The organism is Pseudomonas sp. B19125 (assembly GCF_044218855.1).
In the GTDB taxonomy this organism is placed as follows: domain Bacteria; phylum Pseudomonadota; class Gammaproteobacteria; order Pseudomonadales; family Pseudomonadaceae; genus Aquipseudomonas; species Aquipseudomonas edaphica.
Genome location: NZ_CP162589.1, coordinates 2256015 through 2279533, shown reverse-complemented (window position 1 = coordinate 2279533; position 23519 = coordinate 2256015). Strand labels below are relative to the sequence as shown.

Below are 23519 nucleotides of genomic sequence, written 5' to 3'. Positions count from 1 at the left end.
GAGTCAGGTAGGCATGCAGTGGCTGAGCCATGGCCATCGCAGGCAAGCCAGCTCCCACAGAAAGGCAGATCTGCTTTTGATCTGGCTTTTGATTTTGATCTCAGTCGCCCCGTTAAACCACGCTGGCCGAACGCAGGTTTGAATCCGTGGGTAACCCGGCAGGACGCCGGGTTAGCCGCGCTGGGCCAAGGATGGCCCATCGCGGCGGCCCACGGATTCAAGCCTGCGTTCGGGTACACCGAGCCCAGGCGAGGTGCCGAGTGGTGGGGCGAAGACTTTTTGGTTACTTTTGTGTCTTTACAAAAGTGACCCGCTGTAAGAGCGGAACCATAAGTGGCCGTTACCCAGCTGAGGGATATGTACACCGACAAACCGCCATCGCAGGCAAGCCAGCTCCCACATTTGGACTGGGTGTACACCGTCAGAGCCCGCATAGCTTGCGCAACAACGCGGTATCCAGATGATTTTCCACCAGGTCCGCCAAACGCTCGATATCGCGCTCGCGCAAGGCGTGGTAATCCACCTCCTGCACATCCTGCAACCCAGCCCAGCGCAACAAGGCGCTGCACGCCGCGGGGCTTTCGAACAGGCCATGCAGGTAGGTGCCGAGAATCTGCCCGTCGGCACTCTGGGCGCCGTCACTGCGGCCGTCATCCAACCGCACGGCGGCGTTCGCCAGCGCTTCACCGCAAGTCACGCCGGCGTGGATCTCATAACCACTGACCTCGGCATCTTCCAGCAACAAGCGCCCACGCACATTGCGCAGCTGCTTCTCTTCCTCCAGCGTCGTACTGAACGCCAACAGCCCCAAGCCTTCACTGGAGCCAGCCGGCCCTTCCAGCCCGAGCGGGTCATGCAGCTGCTCGCCGAGCATCTGCAAGCCGCCGCAAATCCCCAGCACCTTGCCGCCATAACGCAAGTGCCGCGCCACGGCAGTGTCCCAGCCGTTGGCGCGCAAATAGGCCAAGTCACTGCGCACGCTTTTGGAGCCCGGCAGGATAATCAGGTCGGCAGGCGGAATCGGCTGGCCCGGCCCGACAAACTGCAAATCCACCTGCGGGTGCAGGCGCAGCGGGTCGAAATCGGTGTGGTTGCTGATGCGCGGCAATACCGGCACCACCACCTTGAGCACTTGGGCGGCCTTGTCGATCTGGCGCTGGTCGATGCCGTCTTCGGCTTCCAGGTGCAGGTCCATCACGTAGGGCAGTACGCCCACCACGGGCTTGCCGGTGCGCGCTTCCAACCAGTCGAGGCCAGGCTGCAGCAAGGCGATATCGCCGCGAAAACGGTTGATAATGAAGCCCTTGACCCGCGCCTGTTCGGTTGGCGAAAGCAATTCCAGAGTGCCGACCAGGTGGGCGAACACGCCGCCGCGATTGATGTCGGCAATCAGTAGCACCGGGCAATCCACAGCCTCGGCAAAACCCATATTGGCAATGTCATTGGCGCGCAGATTGATCTCGGCGGGCGACCCCGCGCCTTCCACCATCACCACCGGGTAAGCCGCGCTCAGGCGTGTGTGAGAGGCCAGCACCGCCTGCATCGCGATGGCTTTATAGTCGTGATAGGCCACGGCGTTCATGCTGGTCACGGCGCGGCCATGGATGATGACTTGGGAGCCGGTGTCGCTGTTGGGTTTGAGCAGCACCGGGTTCATGTCAGTGTGTGGCGCCAGGTTGGCGGCCTGGGCTTGCACCGCCTGGGCGCGGCCGATCTCGCCACCTTCAGCGGTCACGGCACTGTTGAGCGCCATGTTCTGCGGCTTGAACGGCGCCACCGCGATGCCTTGGCGCACCAGCCAGCGACACAGCGCGGTCACCAGGGTACTTTTGCCCGCGTCGGAGGTGGTGCCTTGCACCATCAGCGTACTCATGGTGCTTCCTTGTAGACAGCCAGGGCTTCGTCGAGTCGCAGCCAATCTGCCTCGGTATCGGGCAAGCCAAAGCGCAGGCTGCTGTCGTGGACAAACAGGCGCAGCAGAATGCCGCGCTGGGCCATGAATTCATGCATGCGTTCGGCGTGCGGGGTGATCAGCCACTGGAACAGGGCGCAGCCACCGTGGGGTTGAAAGCCGTGGCGTTCGAGCAGGTCAAACAAGCGCCGGCCCGCTTCGACACAGCGCTCACGCTGACGAACCTGCCCGGCGGTATCACGCAGGCACACTTGCCCGAGCACGCGGGTCGGCCCGCTGACGGCCCACGGCCCAACCTGCTCGGCCAACAGCCGCAGCAACCGGCGCTCAGCCAGCACGAAGCCCAGGCGCACACCGGCCAGGCCGAAAAATTTGCCGAACGAGCGCAATACAATCAGGCCGACATGATGGGTGTGGCTGGCCAGGCTGAGCTCTGGTGTGACGTCCATGAATGCCTCGTCCACCACCAGCCAACCGCCGCGTTGGGCCAGCCGCGCGTGCCAGTCCAGCAGGCGTTGCGGGCTCAGGCTAAGGCCGGTGGGGTTGTTGGGGTTAACCACCACCAGCACGTCAAGGCTGTCGAGAAAGAAGTCGACTTCCTGCTCCTGCACTTCGCGCACCACATACCCGGCGCGGCGCCAGGCTTCGGCGTGCTCGGCGTAACAGGGCGACAACACGCCAACCTTGCCGGAGCGGCGCAGACGCGGCAGCAGCTGGATCGCGGCCTGGGAGCCCGGCACCGGCAGCAGGTGGGCGGCACCGTAATAGTCGCAGGCGGCCTTTTCCAGGCCGTCGTCGGCTTCCGGCAAACGCGCCCAGGCGCGCAGCGGGATGTCCGGGATCGACCAGGGCCAGGGCGCGAGGCCGCTGGACAGGTCAAGCCAATCGGCCTCGGCAATCCCGTATTCAATCACCGCCTTACGCAGGCGCCCACCGTGCTCAAGCATACAATTGCGCCCCCGCGCAGAGGATCAACAGCCATAACCAAACGCCACGCTGCACCAGTTGCCAGCCACGGTCGATGGCGTCGGCATCGGCGGCCGGGCCTTCGCCCAACTGCGGACGCTGATGCAGCTCGCCGTGATAGATCGCCGCGCCACCCAGCTCGACGCCCAGGGCGCCCGCCCCGGCCGCCATCACCGGACCCGCGTTGGGACTGTCCCAGGTGGGGCCTTGGGTGCGCCAGCATCTGAGCGCCAAGCGAGTTTTGCCTAAAACGGCGTAGGTCAGCGCCACCAGCCGTGCAGGAATATAGTTGAGCACATCGTCGATCTTGGCCGCTGCCCAGCCGAAGCGCTCGAAGCGTTCGTTGCGATAGCCCCACATGGCGTCGAGAGTGTTGCTCAGGCGGTACAGCACCACGCCCGGCACACCGGCGACCACAAACCAGAACAACGCGGCAAATACTGCGTCGCTGCCGTTCTCCAGCACTGACTCGGTGGCGGCGCGGGCGACTTCGGTGCTGTCCAGCTCGCTGGTCTGGCGGCTGACCAGATAACTCACACGTTTGCGCGCTTCATCCAGGTCACCGCTGCGCAACGCCTGCGCAACCGGGATCACATGTTCACCCAGGCTGCGCATGCCGAGCGCCAGGTACAGCGCCAGGATTTCCAGGACCCAGCCGATATAGGGCGCCCACGATAACGCGGTCGCCAGCAGTGTCAGCGGCACCACGGCGATAAACCATGCGGTCACGCCGTGGCTGCGCCAGCCACGGCCACCGGTGTTGAAACGTTGCTCGATGCGCCCGGCGAAATTGCCGAACGCCACCAGCGGATGCCAGCGCCTGGGTTCACCCAGTAGCGCATCCAGCGCCACCGCAGCGACACACAGCAAGGCCACACTCATTGACTCACTCCCCACACATTCTCATACAACATGTCACTCAGCGGCCGTGGTTCGGTCCAGCCTTCGAGTTGCAACATCGGTGCCGGGTAGAACTCGGCCACCGGGCCCAGGCACAACACGGCCAGGGGTTTGGCGCCGGGCGGCAGGCCCAGCAGGTCGGCCAGGGCTTGTGGCTCAAACAGCGAGACCCAGCCCATACCAATGCCCTCGACACGGGCGGCCAGCCAGAGATTCTGGATCGCGCAGGACAGCGACGCCATGTCCATCTCCGGCAAGGTGCGCCGGCCAAAAATATGGCGCTCGCGGTCGTCCATCAATGCGGCCACCAATACTTCGGCGCAGTCGTGGATGCCTTCGACCTTGAGCTTCATGAATTCGTCGGAGCGCTCGCCCAGGGCTTCGGCGGTGCGCACGCGTTCTTCCTCCACCAATTGCTGAATATTCCCACGCAGTTGACGGTCGCTGATGCGGATAAACCGCCAGGGTTGCATCAAGCCCACGCTGGGCGCCTGGTGTGCGGCCTGGAGCAGGCGGTGCAGCAATTCGGGCGCGACCGTGCCGCCGGTGAAGTGGCGCATGTCGCGGCGTTCGGCGATGGCGCGGTAGACGGCGTCGCGGTCGGCTTGGGGATAGGCGTTGTCCGTCATGGCCCTATCGCGGGCAAGCCCGCTCCCACATTTGCAATGCATTCCCCTGTGGGAGCTGGCTTATCGGGTCGCCGCATCGCTGCGATAGCGGTCTCAATGCTCGGCGCGAAGAGTGCGGCCACCGCCGTTGGATTCGACGGAAAATAAAAGTGCACATAAGAAGCCGTCATCCGCCCCTGCCGATACACCGCCTCCGCCCCGCGCCCGCCATTGGGGCTCAGGCCGCGGGCAATCGGCTGCCATTCGGTGCTGGTCAGGGAATGGTGATAGGTATGGCCGCGCAGCACGCCTTCGGGCAACTCGACACTTTGCAGGGCCAGGGCGGCAAGTTTCTTTTGCATCACCGCATCGCCTTGCAGCAGGCCGACCAGTTCGGCACGGGCGCCGTCCACATCGGTGAGCGAATCCAGCAGGTAGAGCATGCCGCCACATTCAGCCAACAGTGGTTTGCCAGCCGCATGATGGGTGCGAATAGCCGCAAGCATCCGGGTGTTTTCAGACAGTGCCTGGTGATGCAATTCGGGATAGCCGCCGGGCAAGTACAGGCTGTCGGCGTCGGGCAATTGGTGATCATGGATCGGCGAGAAAAACTTCAGCTCAGCGCCCATTGCCCGCAACAGATCCAGGCTGGCGCCGTAGGTAAAAGCGAAGGCTTCATCACGGGCTACGGCAATACGCACACCGGCCAACAGCGGCTCAGCCTCAGTCAGTTGCGGCGCGGCGAACGTCACCGGCGGCGGCAGCGCCACTTCGCAGCTGCTGCCCAGCGCCTGGGCTGCGGCGTCCAGGCGCGCATCGAGGTCATTGAGTTCACTGGCTTGCACCAGGCCCAGGTGACGACTCGGTAATTCAATCCCGGTTTCACGGGACAACGCGCCATACCAGCGCAGGCCTTCGGTGAGGCTGCCCTCGAGCAGCTGCGCATGACGCAGGGTGCCAACGCGATTGGCCAGCACACCGGCGAATGGCAAGTCCGGCTGGTAGCGCGCCAGGCCCAAGGCCAAGGCACCAAAGGTCTGGGCCATGGCGGTGCCATCAATGACCCCGAGCACCGGCACACCAAAGTGCCGCGCCAGGTCGGCGCTCGACGGTGTGCCGTCAAACAGCCCCATTACGCCTTCGATGAGAATAAGGTCAGCCTCGCCGGCTGCTTCCCACAGCAAGCGGCGACTTTCTTGCTCGCCCACCATCCACATGTCCAACTGATACACCGGCGCACCGCTGGCGCGCTCGTGGATCATCGGGTCGAGAAAATCCGGCCCGCATTTGAACACGCGCACCTTGCGCCCCAGGTTGCGGTGCAAGCGGGCGAGCGCGGCGGTGACGGTGGTTTTGCCCTGGCCGGACGCCGGTGCGGCGATCAATACGGCTGGGCAATGACGGGGCTGATTCAAAGTTCGACGCCCTTCTGTGCCTTGATACCGGCTTGGAACGCGTGCTTGAGCATGCCCATTTCGGTGACGGTGTCGCCCATTTCGATCAGTTCAGGCTTGGCGCCACGGCCAGTCACCACAACGTGCTGCATGGGTGGGCGGGCCTGCAGGTCGCTGAGCACCTGGTCCAGATCGAGGTAGCCGTGCTTGAGGGCGATGTTCAACTCGTCCAGCACCACCAGGCCGATGGACGGGTCTTGCAGCAATTCGCGGGAAACTGCCCAGGCGGCTTCGGCGGCGGCGATGTCGCGCTGGCGGTCCTGGGTTTCCCAGGTGAAGCCTTCGCCCATTACATGGAAACGCACTTGCTCGGGGAAACGCCGGAAGAACAACTCTTCGCCGGTGCTGTTACGCCCCTTGATGAACTGCACCACGCCGCACTGCATGCCGTGGCCCATGGCGCGGGCGAGCATGCCGAATGCCGAGCTGCTTTTGCCTTTGCCGTTACCGGTCAGCACCAGCAGCAAGCCGCATTCGTTTGGGGAATTGGCGATACGCTCGTCGATCACGGCTTTTTTGCGCAGCATGCGCGCCAGGTGGCGTTCGTCGCGGTCGGGGGAATCAGTCATGGCAGCTCTCCGTTGGGGCTGGACAAAAACGGCGGGCAGGAAAAAGAAAAACAGACAGCCAAGCATCGCCCACCGTGATGCTGTTGGATGATCCAGGCCGGTCTCCGGGCTCATGAGTGGCGCTCTGCTGATAGCGCGAGCAGGCCAACGGCGCGCCTTCCCATATCACGCGGATACAGTGGCAAAAGGCACCGTTTTGACTCATTTACCGTTGCGGGGGCAGCGCCGGAATTGCGGCTGCGCTGTGTACAAACGCGCTCACTCACCGGCTTCCCTGTTTCACTCTGTCGGCACATGGGCCACAGAGCACCTGGAACAAGCCGCGAAGGTTAGTGGGTTGGGGGTGGAGCGTCAATTAAAGCTGGCCTTGCACTTGAACCATCCGACTGCCGCGCTTCTCTACCTTTACAGGTATTAAGGAGAAAACCATGTACAAAACCAGACTCGCCTTACTGATCATGCTGGCAGGCACCCTCGCCGCCTGCGGTGAAAGCTCTACCCTGCAGGTCTCGGACGGCACCGGGCCATCGCCCAACCTGCCGGAGCCGAACAAAACCCTGATCCCCACCGTAAACATCGCCCCGGCGATCGGCTGGCCGGAGGGTGCCAAGCCGACAGCCGCTGCCGGGACTCAAGTAGCGGCATTTGCCGAAGGCCTGGATCACCCGCGCTGGCTCTACGTTTTGCCTAACGGGGATGTGCTGGTAGCCGAAACCAATTCGCCACCCAAACCGGAAGACGCCACGGGCATTCGTGGCTGGGTGATGGAGAAGGTCATGGGCCGCGCGGGCGCGGGCGTGCCGAGCCCGAACCGCATCACACTGCTGCGCGATGCCGACCATGATGGCGTGGCCGAGACGCGCACGGTGTTTCTGGAGAACCTCAATTCACCGTTTGGCATGACCCTGGTGGGTAACGACCTGTACGTCGCCGATTCGGACAAGCTGCTGCGCTTCCCTTACCAGCCGGGTGAAACCGCGATCAAGGAGGCCGGCACCAAGGTGATCGACCTGCCGGGCGGCAGTATCAACCACCACTGGACCAAAAATGTGGTGGCCAGCAAGGACGGCAGCAGGTTGTATGTGAGTGTCGGCTCCAACAGCAATGTCGGTGAGAATGGCCTGGCGGCGGAGGAAGGCCGAGCGGCGATCTGGGAGGTCGACCGCGCCACGGGCCAGCACCGTATCTTTGCCTCCGGTTTGCGCAACCCCAATGGCATGGCCTGGGAACCGCAGAGCGGCAAGCTGTGGACGGCGGTCAACGAGCGCGACGAAATCGGCAGCGACCTGGTGCCGGACTACATCACCTCGGTCAAGGATGGCGCGTTTTATGGCTGGCCCTTCAGTTACTACGGCCAACATGTGGACGTGCGGGTCTCACCGCAAAACCCCGACCTGGTCGCCAAGGCCATCGCCCCGGACTATGCCGTGGGGCCGCATACCGCGTCCCTTGGGTTGACGTTTGCCGAGGGCAGTAAACTCCCGGCACAGTTCAGCAACGGCGCTTTTATTGGCCAGCATGGTTCGTGGAACCGCAAACCGCACAGTGGCTACAAGGTGATCTTCGTGCCGTTCGAGGGTGGGCAACCCAAGGGGCAGCCGGTGGACGTGCTGACCGGGTTTCTCAATAAAGACGAAAAAGCCATGGGCCGGCCGGTGGGCGTGGTGATTGATCAGCAAGGGGATTTGCTGGTGGCCGATGATGTGGGGAATAAGGTGTGGCGGGTGTCGGCGGTTAAGTAACTGCCTTGTATGGGGCCCATGTGGGAGCTGGCTTGCCTGCGATGGAATCGCCTCGGTTTAACTGACAGACCGAGCCGCCTGAATCGCAGGCAAGCCAGCTCCCACACAAGCCGGCTCAGACACTTGGGCCCGAGTGGCTTAAGGATTACGCGCCAGGCTTGCCGGCAACACGCGCTTGGCGCTCAGGTAGGCATTCTGCCAATAGGCCTTGGACAAGGTGTCCAACTTCACCGTACCGCCCGTTTGCGGGGCGTGTACGAATCGCCCTTCACCCACGTAGATACCTGCGTGGCTTACTCGCGAGCCGCCGCCGGTGGCGAAGAAGATCAGGTCGCCGGTTTGCAGGTTGTTTTCGCTCACATCCTGAGCGCGCATCACGATCAGTTCGCGGGTGGTGCGCGGCAGGCTGATGCCGGCGGCGTCACGGTACACAAAGCCGATCAGGCCGCTGCAATCGAACCCGGAGTCCGGGGTGTTGCCGCCCCAACGGTAAGGCGTGCCGACCAGGCCCAGCGCACGGAAGAGCACGTCTTCGGCAGCTGGCGAGAAATTTTGGGTCGAATAGTTGAACACCGGCCTGGGCTTGACCGCGACAGGCGCAGGCGGCGGTGGACGGCTTGCGCAGGCGCTGAGGAGCGCGGCGCAAACAAGAAGAATGAGGCGGGCTGAGGTCGACATGGGCAGAACAATCCTGATCTGGATGCGGCTTTCGCTGCCGAACGCTGAAAACCAGAACGCGCAAGCAAAGCTCGCGCGAACGGATTACAACAATGTCCAGGGATTCTAGCGCTTACGCGTCAAACTTCAAGTATCACTTTAACTTTACTTACTAGCGGTAACCGTAGTCGGGGCCATGGCGAGGGCGCGCTTGGCTTCGATGAAGGTTTTGCTCCAGTAGCTGTCACCCAGGTTGTCGACTCGAACACCGCCACTGCGACGGCTGCTGGAGTGGATAAACTGGTTATCGCCCAAGTAGATACCGGCGTGGCTTACACGACCACGGCCTGCCGTACTAAAGAAAAGCAGATCACCGGGCTTGAGGTTGTTGCGTGCGACCAACGGTGCATCCACGTTGATCATTTCGCGTGTCGAGCGTGGCAAGTTCATGCCGGCTTCTTCACGGAACAGGTAGCCGATAAAGCCGCTGCAGTCGAAACCGGCTTCAGAGGTACCGCCGAAACGGTAACGGGTACCGATCAGGGACATGCCGCGTTCGAGGATGCTGTCGGCCAGAACGGGAAGCTGGTAAGGCTTGTTGCCGGCGAAGGCAGCCAGTTCTTTCTCAGTAGCCTGCTCTTCTTTATAAAGAGCTTCTTCATAGACAGTAGAAGACTGCGCTGCAACGAACTTTGCCTGATTTTGAACCTGTGGTTTTTGCTGCTCAGCCACGTTTTGAGTGTGGGTGGCGCAACCAAACAACAGGGTAACGAGTGCGAGAGGCACGAGGGGTGCAAAGCGATTTAGCATGGGCACGACCGTGGCTGATGTGTAAAGAAGTCGAGACTATGCCCTCTATCACATCGATTTGCAAATTCAATCGTGATCTATGTGACTTCTGGTTTGGACTATGACATCTAAGCCCTTAACACCCTATTCATGCCTGTTGCGTGGCCAAACCGGCCCAAACGCAGGTTTTCTGGCGCCTGGAAGTTGCCGAAAACCCCACTGGACAAGGGCTGGCTACCAGCCGAGGGTTTCCTTGAGAAACGGAATGGTCAGCTTGCGCTGGGCCTGCAGCGAGGCCTGATCGAGCTGTTCGAGCAAATCGAACAACGCGCTCATGCTGCGGGTGCCACGGGTAAGGATAAAGTGCCCGACCTCATCGGTCAGGTGCAGGCCACGACGCGATGCACGCAATTGCAGGGCACGCAGCTTGTCTTCGTCGGAGAGTGGGCGCATTTGAAAGATGAGCGCCAGGGTCAGGCGTGACTTGAGATCAGCCAGTTTCACCGGCAGCTCACGCGGCGAGGTGGACGCAGCAATCAACAAGCGCCGGCCGCTGTCACGCAGGCGGTTGAACAGGTGAAACAGCGCCTCTTCCCAATCTGCCTTGCCGGCGATGGCCTGCAGGTCATCCAGACACACCAGTTCGTATTGCTCAAGGTGGTCGAAGATGCCGATGCCACGGTCCATCAGCTCAGCCAGCGGCAAGTAAACCGCCGGCTCGCCCATCTGCTCGAAGCGCAGGCACGCGGCCTGCAACAGGTGGGTACGCCCCACGCCGTGTTTGCCCCACAGATAGATCAGGCTTTCAGTCCACCCGGCGTCGGCTTCGCAGAGCCGCTCGACATAGCCGAGTGCAGCGGCATTGGCGCCTGGGTAGTAATTGATAAAGGTGGCGTCGTCACGCAGACGCACACCCAAGGGCAGCTGAATCGGTTTCATGCTGACTGAACGGCTCCAAACGAACCGTTAGTGGCCTCTGTGTAAAGTTTGCAAAGTTTATACCCGTGAAGCCGGGCGCACAATGCAGCAGACCACAAGCAAAATCAAAGGTTTGCGTTAACTTGGGGCGATTTGCGCAATTTGTTTGACACCCCGCCCCAGAAACAACAAACCCGGCTTAGGCCGGGTTTGTTGCGAAACGGTTACAGGTCCGGGTCTTCAACCCCGGTATACGCATCCGAATCCTTATATAGATCATGGACGTGGCGCACCAACACCATGATCACCGCCGCCACCGGCAGCGCAAGCAAGATGCCAGTAAAGCCAAACAGCTCACCACCCGCCAGGATCGCAAAGATCACCGCTACCGGGTGCAAGCCAATGCGGTCACCCACCAGCAACGGCGTCAGTACCATGCCTTCCAAAGCCTGGCCGACCATGAATACCGCCACGATCCCAAGCATCGGGTACAGGTCGCCGCCAAACTGGAACAGCCCGGCCACCAGCGCGGCGCCGATGCCAATCACAAAGCCCATGTACGGCACGATGGCGGCCAAGCCGGCGATCAAGCCGATCAACAGTCCCAGCTCCAAACCAATCGCCATCAAGCCGGCGGCATAGATGATCCCCAGCGCCAGCATTACCAGCAACTGACCGCGTACAAACGCGCCGAGCACCTCATGGCACTCTTGTGCCAGGGAAACGATGCGCTCTTCGTTATTGCGTGGCAGCAGGCTGCGGATCTTGGCCATCATGATGTCCCAGTCACGCAGCAGGTAGAACGCCACCACCGGGATCAGCACCAGGTTGGTCAGCCAGCCGATCAATGCAAGGCTGGAGGCCGTGGCCTGGCTGAGCACCACACCGACAATGTCGGTGGTCTGGCCCATATGCTCACTGATCGCGGCCTTGACCTTGTCGAACTTCCAGAAGCCATCCGCCAGCCCCAGCTTGGCCTGAGCCCACGGCATCGCAGTGTGCTGCAACCAGTCGAGCATTTGCGGCGCCAGCTCATAGAGACGGAACAGCTGCTTGGCCAGCATCGGCACCAACACCAACACCAGCACCGTGATGATCAATGTGAACAGCGCAAACACCGTCACCACACCCCAGGTGCGCGACATGCCGATTTTCTCCAGTCGATCCACCACGGGATCGAACAGATAGGCGAGCAGCAACGCCACCAGGAACGGCGTCAGGATCGAATGCAGCAAGAACACAAAAACGCACAGCAGGACAACCCCACCAAGCCACACCCAACGACGCGTATCCGCCATAAACCACTCCATCTATCATTTGTTTCCTTCTATCTATATAGAAGGAAGATCACCTACCAACGAAAACGTAACTGCGCCTGGGGCTCCGGGGCAGCCGGCGGCTGCGTACCATCGGCTACCGGCGGTTGAACCGGCGCTTCGCCCGCAGGCACTTCCTGCAACTTGGCCAGGCTCAACTGAGTGCGCAACTGATCGGCACTGCCGTTGACCCGGTACACAATGCGATTGCCATCTACCAACTGCGGTTGAGCGCCGAAGGGTTCGAGCAGATGGCCCAAAGCGGCATAGCGCTCCAGATTCATGCCCTGCACTTCGAGCAACTGTTCGGTGCTCACACCTGGCTTGACGGCAAAACGCGGTGCCAGTTTTTGACTGACCGCCAACATCACGGCATCGGCCACCGCGCCAGTGTCAGCGCCCTGGGCGGTGCCCTGCTCGCTTTTGTCGCCCAGCCACAGGCGCCATTTGGCCTGCCACTGGCTGCCTTCCTGGCGCGCGTGCACGGCCAGCAACGCGTCGGCGCCGTAGCGTTCGGAGGCGGCGCGCAAGGGCGTGGCATCGGCACTTTCCAGATTCGGTGCAGTGGCGACGACCTGCTCATCCAGGTCACCCAAGGGCAAACGCAACGGCAAGCCGCGGTGTTGTGCGGCACGGCGCAGTGCACCGGCTATCGCCTGGCCATCACCGACCAGGCTGCTGCCGTCAGTGGAATCGTTGAGCCACCAGCCGAGGATCGACGGCCGATTGCTGCCCCAGATCGACAGGCCGGCCTCACGCAATGCGCGATCAGTGCTCACAGGGTCGAAGTCTACTTGCAGGCTTTCCGGCGGGCCGGCGTCGTAGCCGTATTGGCTGATGATTTGCTGCGGGTCTTTGCGAATCGCCGCCAGGCCTGGGCCGTCGGCAGCCTTGGCATCGCCGGTCAGGCGGATAACCAGGGTTTGCACCGCGCGCTGGGTGGCCTGGTCACGCTCTTGGGGCGACTGGCTGGCAACCGGTTCAAGTACTTGATAAAGGCCATTGAGGGTTTCGGCATGACTCGCCAGGCTGACCAACGACAAGCAGCCTACAAAGAAGAAATTACACAGACGCATGGAAGATTCCCGAACGACAAATTTAGCGGCTGGAACAGACCGCGTGAACTCGGCTTGGCAAGGCTGTGACCACAGCAGCCGGTAAAACATTCACAGGGTCATGGCAGTTTTTGTACTGTCATAACGATAGCGGGTTAAAGGCTATACCTTAATACACGCCATTACCGGCACGTTTAGCATTTTTTTAACCGGCTTTTTTAACCTATATGGCCCTGCCCGTCGGCCCGAGGATGGCCGCTGCCCCTCAAGCCTGATAAAATCGCGCGCCTTCGCAGACCGTCAGCGGCTGGGCCTTTTACCAAAAGCGCCTGCCGGCTCGGTCGTTACCCAGAAATCCCCCCTAAAGGCCTGGATCATGAGCAAGCAACCCTCCCTGAGCTACAAGGACGCCGGTGTAGACATCGACGCCGGTGAAGCATTGGTCGAACGCATCAAGAGCGTCGCCAAGCGCACTGCGCGCCCCGAAGTCATGGGCGGCCTGGGCGGTTTTGGCGCCCTCTGCGAAATCCCGGCCGGCTACAAGCAGCCTGTGCTGGTGTCCGGCACCGACGGCGTGGGCACCAAGCTGCGCCTGGCGCTGAACTTGAACAAGCACGACACCATCGGTATTGACCTGGTTGCCATGTGCGTCAACGACCTGGTGGTGTGTGGCGCAGAGCCGCTGTTCTTCCTCGACTACTACGCCACCGGCAAGCTGAACGTGGACACCGCTGCTCAAGTGGTCACCGGCATCGGCGCCGGCTGCGAGCTGTCGGGTTGCTCTCTGGTCGGCGGCGAAACCGCTGAAATGCCAGGCATGTACGAAGGCGAAGACTACGACCTGGCCGGTTTCTGCGTCGGTGTTGTCGAAAAAGCTGAAATCATCGACGGTTCCAAAGTCGCAGCCGGTGACGCCCTGCTCGCCCTGCCATCGTCCGGCCCGCACTCCAACGGCTACTCGCTGATCCGCAAGATCATCGAAGTGTCCGGCGCCGACATCGAGAATACCCAGCTCGACGGCCAGCCGCTGACCGACCTGCTGATGGCCCCGACCCGCATCTACGTGAAGCCTTTGCTCAAGCTGATCAAGGACACCGGCGCCGTCAAAGCCATGGCCCACATCACCGGTGGTGGCCTGCTGGACAACATCCCGCGCGTGCTGCCTAAAGGCGCACAGGCGATTGTCGACGTGGCAAGCTGGACGCGTCCTGCCGTGTTCGACTGGCTGCAAGCGCAAGGCAATGTCAACGAAACCGAAATGCACCGCGTGCTGAACTGCGGCGTAGGCATGGTTATCTGCGTGGCTCAAGAGCACGTTGAAACCGCGCTGAACGTACTGCGTGAAGCGGGCGAGCAGCCTTGGGTTATCGGCCAGATCGCAACCGCTCCAGAAGGCGCGGCCCAGGTTGAACTGAAGAACCTCAAGGCTCACTGATGCCTGAGACCTGTGATGTCGTGGTGCTGCTCTCCGGCACCGGCAGTAACTTGCAGGCCCTGATCGACAGCACGCGCACCGGCGATAGCCCGGTGCGCATCGCTGCGGTGATCTCCAACCGCAGCGACGCCTACGGCCTGCAACGCGCCAGGGACGCGGGTATCGACACCCGCTCCCTGGATCACAAGGCTTTCGAAGGTCGCGAGGCCTTCGACAGCGCCTTGATCGAACTGATCGACGCCTTCAATCCCAAACTCGTGGTGCTTGCCGGTTTCATGCGCATCCTCAGCGCCGATTTCGTGCGGCACTACCAAGGGCGCCTGCTCAATATTCACCCGTCCCTGCTGCCCAAATACAAAGGGTTACACACACACCAACGCGCCCTTGAGGCCGGCGACACGGAGCATGGCTGCAGCGTGCACTTTGTCACCGAGGAACTCGATGGCGGGCCTCTGGTCGTACAGGCAGTGGTTCCGGTAGAGTCTGCAGATTCGGCGCAGACACTTGCGCAACGGGTTCACACCCAGGAACACAGGATTTACCCGCTGGCTGTTCGCTGGTTTGCCGAGGGACGATTGATTCTCGGCGAACAGGGTGCATTATTGGACGGTCAGTTACTCGCGGCCAGCGGCCACTTGATTCGAACCTAGGAGATTTTATGCGTCGCGCCCTGCTCTTCGCTTTTGCGCTGTTCGCCTTGCCCGCTGTGCAAGCAGCAGACCTTCACCCGTTCTCCGCCAGCTACACCGCCGACTGGAAGCAGTTGCCCATGAGCGGCTCGGCCGAGCGCAGCCTGGTCAAGAATGACAATGGCTCGTGGACCTTGAATTTCAAGGCGTCCATGATGATCGCCAGCCTCACCGAGACCAGCGTTATCCGTCTCGACAAAGATGCCCTGCAGCCCGTGAGCTACAGCTTCGAGCGTGGCGGCCTGGGCAAGTCGAAGAAGATCAACCTGGACTTCGACCAGACGGCCAAGAAAGTCACCGGCTTTGAAAACAAAGACCCGGTCAACGTCGCCCTGCAAAGCGGCATGCTCGACAAGTCGACTTACCAGTTGGCACTGCAACGCGATGTGGCGGCCGGCAAGAAGAGCATGAGCTACATCGTCGTTGAAGGCACCGACACCGACACCTACGACTTCCGCGTAATCGGCCCGGAAAAGGTCCAGACCAAGGTCGGCGCCATCGATGCGATCAAGGTTGAACGTGTACGTGACCCGACGCAAAGCAAGCGCATCACCCAGATGTGGTTTGCCAAGGACCTGGGCGGCATTTTGGTAGCCTTGCGCCAGGTGGAAACCGACGGCAAGGAATACAACATCATGCTGCAGGACGGTACCGTTGATGGCCAGGCTATCAAAGGTAGCTGATACCGTGATGTGATTAAAAAGAGCCTCGCTGAATGCGGGGCTTTTTTTCGCCTGGAGGTTTTGTGTTGAAACCACTACCGCTATCGCAGGCAAGCCAGCTCCCACAGGTGAATGCATTTCAAATGTGGGAGCTGGCTTGCCTGCGATAGGGCCAACACGGTCACCACAAGACTTTAAGCCCATCCGAACATGAAACTTTTGTCATAAAACTCAGCACCCTGCGACGCAATGTCGCGATTTGCGTGGCCTGCAGCACTGTTGCATTTCCTGCAATAAATAGTTGCGCGCAAAATCGGTTTACTTAGCAAGCTAACAAAACATATAAAAGAGGCCTGCGACGACTTGCCGCAGATCAACCAGAGATTGGAGCAAGCAGATGACTGTAAAAGTAACTGAACGCGACGATGCACACATGTCTCACGAAGCACTGGGCCATGGGATTCACATCTGGGATGTACATCAACAAGACCAACTGGTCGGCATGTTCCACAACGAGAACGAAGCCCACAATTATAAAAACGAGCTCGAATCTCTTGAGATGAAACGCCAAGCCGACGGCTCCTGAAACTCTGAAATCTGCCAGTCACCCAGCCCCACACAGCAGCTGGTGTGCCTACACACAAAAACCCCGCCTTTGAGCGGGGTTTTTCGTTTCTAACAGCCACCGTTTTCCTGTGTTCTGCCACGACCGCATGAAAGCAGATACACCCTACAGAACCTCAGGCTTCGTACTACAAGTCACCTCAAAGACACTGAACCAGCCTGACTTAGCCCCTTCAACCCTGATTCCAGACCTGCATGGTCGCTCTCTCCGGCTTCGAACCGCCCTCCTTTCGCCCCTGAATAATCGTTTCCGCAAAAAGCGTAACAACAAATAGACATTTGGTAATGATTCTCGATAGTATCCGTTCGCTTTTCACTCAGCCCTACGGATAAGGAGTTCGATTTGATGCACGGACAGGTCGCCACACCGGAAAAACTACTGCTGGAACGCTGGGGTGAAGCACTCTCCACTCGCCAATTCCTGGCTAAGCACGTCACGCTTGATGCCCTGATCGACACCCTCGCACCTGCCGCCGAACGCAGCTTCCAGCGCCTGATCCAAGCCCTGTTCCGTGAAGGCCTGCTCAACCCCACCACACGCACTTATGACGAACACAATCGCTGCTGGCTGGAGCTACCCGACCACACCCGCCTATGTTTTGATCACCTGCGCCCAGGCCGCATGGCCAGCTGGGATTTGCGCGGCACGGTGAGTGTCCTGCGCGCTGGCCAGCCCGAACAAAAAATCCGATTCCCCTCGCAGTTGCTGACATTACTCAACAGCAGCCACGAATCATCTGCCGCCCCAGACGTCTTGAGCCGCCTCAACCGGGAGATAGACGACAGCTTTATCAACGATACGCTGTGCCTCGCCTTCCACGAGCAGTGGACCCTCGAGCTGCACGCCGCAATGGCCCCCGCGCATCAAAACAATTTGCTCAGCTACCTCAAGAACAACCCAAGCGTTTCCAACCCGACATCAGTACTCGAGCAGTGGGGCACCTTGGGCCATCCATGGCACCCCAACTACAAGACGAAGTTGGGCTTGGGTACAGAGCAGGTTATTGAATTCTCGCCGGAGTTCGAGGCGCGCTTTCCGGTATTGCTCTGCGCGCTGCACCGCCAGTTCGCCCATGTCGAAAGCCTGGCCGGTACTGCAGATTACTGGCAGTGGTGGCAAAACCACTTCCCGCAGGCCGCCCGCCAACTGACAGCGCACTTAAGCGCTCAAGGCCTTGAGGCTGGCGACTACCTGCCGATGCCCGCTCACCCTTGGCAAGCTCGCCAAGAGCTGCCGCAACTGTTCGCCAATGAAATCGGTGACAGGCTGCTGGTGCTGAGCGACATCGTCGCGTTCACCGCCCACCCCACCATGTCATTCAGGACCGTGTTGCCTGAAGGCCGGTGCGACGCGCCAATGGTTAAACTTCCCGTGTCGCTGCGCTTGACCAGTGTGCAGCGCACAGTGTCGCCACGCTCCGCGCGCATGGGGCCACGGATCAGCCATTTACTGCAAACCATCCTGGCACGCGAGCCACACATTCAAAAAATCCTGAGCATCGTGCCCGAACGACTCGGCGTGCATTTCCAACCACAACCTGCCAATGACGAGCACTCCCGGCACCTGGCCGTCCTGTACCGTGACAACCCGCAGAGCCTGCTCGAACCGGGCGAAATGGCCATTCCGGTAGGCAGCCTGTTTGCCATTGATCAGCATGGGCACCCCTTGCTCAAGCAGTGGGTACGCCTGAGCAAAGGCGCTGATGACGCGCAGGCCATGCAGGCGTTTTTTAAAGACTATGCATCGATTGCAGTGCCGGCACTGCTGGGCATGTACTTGCGTTATGGCGTGGCCTTCGAGGCTCATCAGCAGAACTCCTTTATGGTCATGGGCACAAACGGGCAAGCAAACCGCCTGTTGCTGCGTGATTTCGGTGATATCCGCATCGACCGCAAGACCTTGCATGCCCATGGCCTCGACATCGAACTGCACGACCCGAAGATGACCTTGTACGACGATGCCGGCTTCGTGCGCGACAAGTTGCTGCACACCGTGTTCATGTGTCACTTGGGCGAACTGGTATTGCTCAGTGCGCGCCATTTCGATATTCCGGAGGGGCTGCTGTGGGACGAGCTGTCAGCCCAGGTCCGCGAGTGTTTCGATGATTTGCGCAGCCAGGTCGAACCCCAACGTTGGCAGACCGAACGTGCCGCGCTGCTGGAGCAGGACTGGCCAGCCAAGTCGTTTATGCGCATGCGCCTGATGGAAAGCCACGCCGATATCGTCGGACGCCTGCCGAACCCGCTGAGCACTGCCGCCAATGTCGGCTAACAACACTGCATTGCGCCTGTTGGTGGTGATTCAGTTGGTGTCGATGGGCGCCATGGAGATGAGCGGCCCCTTCTGGCCGTTGCAGATCCAGAAACTGCTGGGCGTTGCCAACGCCCAGTACACCGGCCTGCTGTCATCGCTGGTGTATGCCGGGCCGATGATGGCGGCGATGATCCTCACGCCAATGTGGGGGCGCCTGGGTGATCGTACCGGCCACAAGCCGATGATCATTCGCGCGCTGCTGGCCCTGGCGGTATGCCAGGCGCTGGCCGCTGTCACCACCGACCCGTGGCTGCTGGTGGTCATCCGCGTGGCGCAAGGTGCGCTGGCAGGTTTTATTGCAGCAGCCCAAGCCTATGCGCTGGCGTACTGCGCCGAAGGTGGGCGCGGGCACATTCTGGCGCGGTTGCAATCGGCCACCGCCGTGGGCTCGCTGGCCGGGCCGGTGCTGGGTGGCTGGCTGATGGATATTTCCGGTTTCGCGTTGCTGTGCTACAGCGCCACGGCGGTCTGCCTGCTGTGCGCGCTGATCAGCCTGTTTCTACCCAGCGATGCGCCGCGCTCAAGACCGGTACGCGCCTCAACGCCTACGGCACTGCCCAAAGGCTGGCTCGGCGCAATGCTCGCCATCATCGTGCTGATCCAGGCCGCCAAGATGATGCCCCAACCGTTTTATGCCCTGTACGTCGCCGATGTTCTACACGCTCCTGCCTGGCTGATCGGCGCCAGCTACGCCGCCAGCGCACTGACGCTCGCGCTGTCCGCGCCGCTGTGGGGCCGCCTGTTTGACCGACACCCCGCGGCGCAAACATTACGCATCATCGAATGGGTCACGTGGTTTTGCGCCTTGACGCTGGCCTTCACGGCGATGGCCGGCGAATGGCTGGGGTTCCTCGCCAGCCGGCTGCTGTGGGGCGTGTGGCAAGGCGCGCTGCTACCGGTCGCCTACACGTTGATCGCCAATACCGTCGCACCCAGCCAGCAGGGGTTTGCCTTGGGCCTGGGCAATAGCGCCGCAAAAGGTGGCGCGTTGTGCGGTGCACTGTTGGGTGGCGTCGGCATGGCAATGGTGGGCTTGGCGCACAGCTTTTGGCTGGTGGCACTGACCTATGCCTTGGCGGCCCTGGGTATCCGCGCCATCCGTTCGTTCACCCGAACACCTGAGACTACCGATTTTTCTGTCAATACTTCTAATAACTCAAAGGCAAGATCATGAACAAATCACAATGGGCCGTCCTGCTGCCCCTGCTCGGTTCGATAAGCGCGCCTGTCTGGGCCGATCAACCTGAAGACGCGCCAGCGGCGGCTACCAACCTGCAATTGCAGGCGACGGTCGTTTCGGCCACTCGCAGTGAAACCAGCATTGCCGCGATCCCAGGCTCGGTGCAGGTCATCGACGAAGCACAGATCCGCCAGCAGACAGCAGCAGGACGCCGGGTTGCCGATATCCTCGGGCAACTGGTCCCGGGCATAGCGCCCTCCAGCGGTGGCATGAGCAACTTCGGCCAAACGCTGCGCGGGCGCAACACGCTGATCCTGATTGATGGCGTGTCCCAGAACGCCACGCGTGACAACTTCCGCCAGCTCAACAGCGTGGCACCGGAAAGCATCGAGCGCATCGAAGTGATTTCCGGCGCCAGCAGCGTCTACGGCGCCGGCGCCTCAGGCGGCATCATAAACATCATTACCAAGCGCAACAAAGGCGAAGACCTGGCCTTCAGCAGCAAGATCGGCATGACCGCCGGTAACAATTTCAGCCACAAGGGGTTTTCCTACGAAGCCTTCCAAAGTGCCACCGGCCGCAAAGGCCCGGTGGACTGGTACGTGTCGGGCAATACGGTGCAACGCAACGACCAGTTCGACGGTAACGGCAAACGCATTCCCCAGGACACGTCCCAGGGCAGCAACATGGACACCGACACCTACGACCTGCAAGGTCGCTTCGGCTACGAGCTGGATGACGACAAGAAGATCAGTCTGTCGCTGCAAGACTATAAAGATGAACAGGACACCCGCTACACCAAGAACCCACGCATCACCAGCACTGCCGTCGCGGTAAAAGGCCTGGACCTGGATGACCAACCCTTCACCCACAACCAGGCGGTCAACCTCAATTACGCCGACAAGGACTTCTACGGCCAGGGCTTGCAGGTCGAAAGTTACTGGCGGCGTGCCGATGCACTGTTCTTCCCGGACCTGTCTCGCGGTCGTGCCGGGGTGTCCGACAACAACAGTGTGCAAGACGTCTATGGTGTGCGGGCAGCGATTGATACACAAATGCCGGACATCGGCTCGGCGACCGGTAACCTGGTCTGGGGCGCCGACTATGACCATGAAACCTCGCGCCAACGCGGCGACCAATACCGGGTCAACGGCCTGAGCTATACCAAGACCGGCACCACCTTTGAGATGGGCCCGGACATCGCAACCGCCACCAAAGCCATTTTTGGTCAGCTGTCCTACGATATCGATGACTGGACCTTACGTGGCGGCATACGTCGTGAGTGGATTGAAAGCGAAGTGTCCGACAGCATTGCCTACGGCGAGATCGTGCAGACCGGCAACCGCGCCACGCTGCCGGGCGGCACCCTCAAATACGATGACACGCTCTATAACCTGGGTGCGGTGTACCACCTGAATGAAAACCAGGATGTGTTCGTCAATTTCAGCCAGGGGTTTTCCCTGCCGGATATCCAGCGCTTCCTGCGGGACGTCAACAGCAAATACGACATCCAGGACCTGAACGCCCAAGCCCTCAAGGTCGACAGTTACGAGCTGGGCTGGCGTGGCAACTGGGACAAGTGGCTGGCCAACGTCACCGCGTATGAGAACACTTCGGACGTCACCCAGTTCTATGATGCCAATGACCGTGTGTTGCGCCTGATCAACCAGAAAGAGCGCGTGCGCGGCATCGAAACCAGCCTGACCTACAACGTCACCGATCAATGGTCGGTAGGCGGCACGTACGCCTACGCCAAAGGCGAGACCCAGCAAAACGGCAAATGGATCGACCTGCCCGCCACGCGTATCTCGCCTGCCAAGACCACCGCCTTTGTCGGCTATGACCGTGGCGACTACAGCCTGCGCCTGCAAGGCATGCAACTGGCCGACTATGACGCCGCGGCCAAAGACAACAACGGCCGCGATATCAAAGGTTATACGCTGGTCGATCTGCTCGGTTCGGTCAGGTTGCCAGTCGGTCGCCTGGAAGGCGCGATCTACAACCTCAGTAACCGCAATTACCAGAACATGTTTGCCCAGGCCAACGCCCGTGCGCCGTACCCGAACGCTGAAGGGCGTACCTTCAGCGTGAGTTATGCAGTGGATTGGTGATCGGCTGAAGCTGCAGGTTAAAAACACAAACCCCGCCTTTTGAGCGGGGTTTGTTGTTTTTAACGCCTTACCACATCAGATCATCCGGGATCTGGTAGGCCGCGTATGGATCGTCCTCATCCGGCACCTGGCTTTCGGTGAGGATATTGAGCTGCACGATACGCTCTGGTGCGCGCTCCTGGATCTTCAGCGCCGCTTCACGCGGGATCACCTCGTAGCCGCCACCGTGGTGCACGATCGCCAGGGAGCCGTTGCTCAGTTTGTTGCGCATCAACGTGTTGACCGACAGGCGCTTGACCTTCTTGTCATCCACGAAGTTGTAGTAGTCCTCGGTAGTCAGCTTGGGCAGGCGCGAGGTTTCGATCAGTTGTTTAACCTGGGCCGTGCGGGCCTTGGCCTCGGCTTTTTCCTGCTGCTGGCGGTTCAGTTCCTGGTCGCGCTTGACCTTTTCGGCATGCGCTTCGGCGGCCAGGCGCGCCTGGGTGTCATCAGCCTCGATCTGGCCCTTGTGGACCAGGCGCTGCTGCTTCTGTTTGTCTTTGCCGACCTGCTTGGCCTGCTTTTGGTTGACCAGACCTGCTTTGAGCAACTGGTCGCGAAGGGAAAGGCTCATGGTGCTTACTCACTTAGGCAACTGCTCAACCGCAGCTGGACACATTCTTTTCCTGGCGTTTGGCTTCGCCCCACAGGGCGTCCAACTCTTCGAGGGTGCAATCTTCTATGGGTTTGTGCGTATCGCGCAATGCCTGTTCGATAAATCGGAAACGTCGTTCGAACTTGGCGTTGGCGCCACGCAGCGCGGTTTCCGGGTCGACCTTGAGGTGACGGGCCAGGTTGACCGCCGCAAACAACAGGTCACCGACCTCATCGGCGATCGCCACCGAATCGTTATCAGCCATGGCTTCGAGCACTTCATCCAGCTCTTCACGCACGTTGTCGACCACCGGCAAGGCAGCCGGCCAGTCGAAACCTACCTGGCTGGCGCGCTTTTGCAATTTGGCGGCGCGGGATAACGCGGGCAAGGCCGCAGGTACGTCATCGAGCAGGGACAATTGCTCGGGTGCGTCGGATTTTTCTGCGCGCTCCTCGGCCTTGATCTGCTCCCAGCGTTCTTTAACCTGTTCTTCGCTTAACTGGGGAATATCCAGCGGCGCGTACAAATCACCCGTCGGGAATACGTGCGGATGGCGACGAACCAGCTTGCGCGTAATGCTGTCGATTACCCCGGCAAATTCAAAGCGCCCTTCTTCCCGCGCCAGCTGGCTGTAATACACCACCTGGAACAACAGGTCGCCCAACTCGCCTTGCAGATGATCAAAGTCGCCGCGCTCGATGGCATCGGCAACCTCGTAGGCTTCTTCAAGGGTGTGCGGCACGATGGTCGCGTAGGTTTGCTTGATGTCCCACGGGCACCCGTATTGCGGGTCGCGCAGGCGATTCATCAGGTGCAGCAGGTCTTCAAGTGAATACATCGGTCAATCTCTGCCCATTGTCTGGAACCGCTGAAGATCTAATGTGGGAGCTGGCTTGCCTGCGACAGCCTCGACTCGGTCTATCAGACAGACCGAGTCGCCTGCATCGCGGGCAAGCCCGGCTCCCACAGAAAGCAGCCCACAGA

General features: G+C 60.7%; 21 protein-coding genes and 1 riboswitch. Of the genes, 8 read left to right on the top strand and 13 right to left on the bottom strand.

The window, feature by feature from the left end; all coding sequences use genetic code 11:
* Positions 1 to 421 precede the first annotated feature (421 nt).
* Genes AB4P96_RS10455 through cobO form a run of 6 tightly spaced genes read right to left on the bottom strand, consistent with a single transcriptional unit; the run spans position 422 to position 6409 of the window.
* Positions 422 to 1873, bottom strand: a complete 1452-nt coding sequence (locus AB4P96_RS10455) for a cobyric acid synthase (protein ID WP_170039154.1) — start codon at positions 1871 to 1873, stop codon at positions 422 to 424.
* Complete coding sequence (gene cobD, locus AB4P96_RS10450) at positions 1870 to 2859, bottom strand: threonine-phosphate decarboxylase CobD (protein ID WP_017134892.1); 990 nt, start codon at positions 2857 to 2859, stop codon at positions 1870 to 1872. The genes AB4P96_RS10455 and cobD overlap by 4 nt, the downstream gene beginning before the upstream one ends.
* Positions 2852 to 3760: an adenosylcobinamide-phosphate synthase CbiB gene (gene cbiB, locus AB4P96_RS10445; protein WP_017134891.1), complete on the bottom strand. Its 909-nt coding sequence runs from the start codon at positions 3758 to 3760 to the stop codon at positions 2852 to 2854. The genes cobD and cbiB overlap by 8 nt, the downstream gene beginning before the upstream one ends.
* Positions 3757 to 4407, bottom strand: coding sequence for a 5,6-dimethylbenzimidazole synthase (gene bluB / locus AB4P96_RS10440; RefSeq protein WP_169984844.1), 651 nt, complete (start codon positions 4405 to 4407; stop codon positions 3757 to 3759). Before bluB ends, cbiB begins: the two co-directional genes overlap by 4 nt.
* Positions 4404 to 5801, bottom strand: a complete 1398-nt coding sequence (locus AB4P96_RS10435) for a cobyrinate a,c-diamide synthase (protein ID WP_186617154.1) — start codon at positions 5799 to 5801, stop codon at positions 4404 to 4406. The genes bluB and AB4P96_RS10435 overlap by 4 nt, the downstream gene beginning before the upstream one ends.
* Positions 5798 to 6409, bottom strand: coding sequence for a cob(I)yrinic acid a,c-diamide adenosyltransferase (cobO, locus tag AB4P96_RS10430; RefSeq protein ID WP_010208674.1), 612 nt, complete (start codon positions 6407 to 6409; stop codon positions 5798 to 5800). The genes AB4P96_RS10435 and cobO overlap by 4 nt, the downstream gene beginning before the upstream one ends.
* A gap of 77 nt (positions 6410 to 6486) precedes the next feature.
* A riboswitch (cobalamin riboswitch) is annotated at positions 6487 to 6738 on the bottom strand.
* Positions 6739 to 6837: 99 nt separating this feature from the next.
* On the opposite strand from cobO, the gene AB4P96_RS10425 reads away from it, so the two are divergent.
* A complete protein-coding gene (locus AB4P96_RS10425; protein ID WP_176991400.1) occupies positions 6838 to 8151 on the top strand; it encodes a sorbosone dehydrogenase family protein in 1314 nt (437 codons plus the stop codon).
* Positions 8152 to 8289: 138 nt separating this feature from the next.
* On the opposite strand, the gene AB4P96_RS10420 is transcribed toward AB4P96_RS10425, so the two are convergent.
* From AB4P96_RS10420 to AB4P96_RS10400, 5 genes are all read right to left on the bottom strand, one after another.
* Positions 8290 to 8829: a C40 family peptidase gene (locus AB4P96_RS10420; protein WP_017134887.1), complete on the bottom strand. Its 540-nt coding sequence runs from the start codon at positions 8827 to 8829 to the stop codon at positions 8290 to 8292.
* 144 nt (positions 8830 to 8973) lie between these two features.
* A complete protein-coding gene (locus tag AB4P96_RS10415) occupies positions 8974 to 9618 on the bottom strand; it encodes a C40 family peptidase (RefSeq protein ID WP_017134885.1) in 645 nt (214 codons plus the stop codon).
* Positions 9619 to 9831: 213 nt separating this feature from the next.
* Complete coding sequence (gene hda, locus AB4P96_RS10410) at positions 9832 to 10536, bottom strand: DnaA regulatory inactivator Hda (RefSeq protein WP_017134884.1); 705 nt, start codon at positions 10534 to 10536, stop codon at positions 9832 to 9834.
* Positions 10537 to 10739: 203 nt separating this feature from the next.
* Positions 10740 to 11813 (bottom strand): AI-2E family transporter, encoded by a 1074-nt coding sequence (locus AB4P96_RS10405; protein WP_026013513.1) that lies wholly within the window; start codon positions 11811 to 11813, stop codon positions 10740 to 10742.
* A 53-nt stretch (positions 11814 to 11866) separates the two neighbouring features.
* Positions 11867 to 12907 carry a DUF2066 domain-containing protein gene (locus AB4P96_RS10400; protein ID WP_170039162.1) on the bottom strand — a complete coding sequence of 347 codons (1041 nt, stop codon included), beginning with the start codon at positions 12905 to 12907 and terminating at the stop codon, positions 11867 to 11869.
* 355 nt (positions 12908 to 13262) lie between these two features.
* On the opposite strand from AB4P96_RS10400, the gene purM reads away from it, so the two are divergent.
* The 7 genes from purM to AB4P96_RS10365 all read left to right on the top strand — a co-directional run bounded on the left by purM (position 13263) and on the right by AB4P96_RS10365 (position 21901).
* Positions 13263 to 14321, top strand: a complete 1059-nt coding sequence (purM, locus tag AB4P96_RS10395; RefSeq protein ID WP_017134881.1) for a phosphoribosylformylglycinamidine cyclo-ligase — start codon at positions 13263 to 13265, stop codon at positions 14319 to 14321.
* Positions 14321 to 14971, top strand: coding sequence for a phosphoribosylglycinamide formyltransferase (gene purN / locus AB4P96_RS10390; protein WP_017134880.1), 651 nt, complete (start codon positions 14321 to 14323; stop codon positions 14969 to 14971). Before purM ends, purN begins: the two co-directional genes overlap by 1 nt.
* An 8-nt stretch (positions 14972 to 14979) precedes the next feature.
* Positions 14980 to 15693 (top strand): DUF3108 domain-containing protein, encoded by a 714-nt coding sequence (locus tag AB4P96_RS10385; RefSeq protein ID WP_017134879.1) that lies wholly within the window; start codon positions 14980 to 14982, stop codon positions 15691 to 15693.
* A 376-nt stretch (positions 15694 to 16069) separates the two neighbouring features.
* Positions 16070 to 16258: a hypothetical protein gene (locus AB4P96_RS10380; protein ID WP_138449000.1), complete on the top strand. Its 189-nt coding sequence runs from the start codon at positions 16070 to 16072 to the stop codon at positions 16256 to 16258.
* Between the two features lie 384 nt (positions 16259 to 16642).
* Entirely contained in the window at positions 16643 to 18568 is a 1926-nt protein-coding gene (locus AB4P96_RS10375; protein WP_395600744.1) for an IucA/IucC family protein, read from the top strand.
* Entirely contained in the window at positions 18558 to 19784 is a 1227-nt protein-coding gene (locus tag AB4P96_RS10370) for an MFS transporter (RefSeq protein WP_099548855.1), read from the top strand. The genes AB4P96_RS10375 and AB4P96_RS10370 overlap by 11 nt, the downstream gene beginning before the upstream one ends.
* The gene (locus AB4P96_RS10365) at positions 19781 to 21901 is read left to right on the top strand and encodes a TonB-dependent receptor (protein WP_138448996.1); all 2121 of its coding nucleotides are present in this window, start codon (positions 19781 to 19783) and stop codon (positions 21899 to 21901) included. The genes AB4P96_RS10370 and AB4P96_RS10365 overlap by 4 nt, the downstream gene beginning before the upstream one ends.
* A 67-nt stretch (positions 21902 to 21968) precedes the next feature.
* Here AB4P96_RS10365 and AB4P96_RS10360 read toward each other — a convergent pair whose 3' ends face one another.
* The gene (locus tag AB4P96_RS10360; RefSeq protein ID WP_017134874.1) at positions 21969 to 22514 is read right to left on the bottom strand and encodes a DUF2058 domain-containing protein; all 546 of its coding nucleotides are present in this window, start codon (positions 22512 to 22514) and stop codon (positions 21969 to 21971) included.
* A gap of 25 nt (positions 22515 to 22539) precedes the next feature.
* Positions 22540 to 23373: a nucleoside triphosphate pyrophosphohydrolase gene (gene mazG, locus AB4P96_RS10355; RefSeq protein WP_017134873.1), complete on the bottom strand. Its 834-nt coding sequence runs from the start codon at positions 23371 to 23373 to the stop codon at positions 22540 to 22542.
* Positions 23374 to 23519 lie beyond the last annotated feature (146 nt).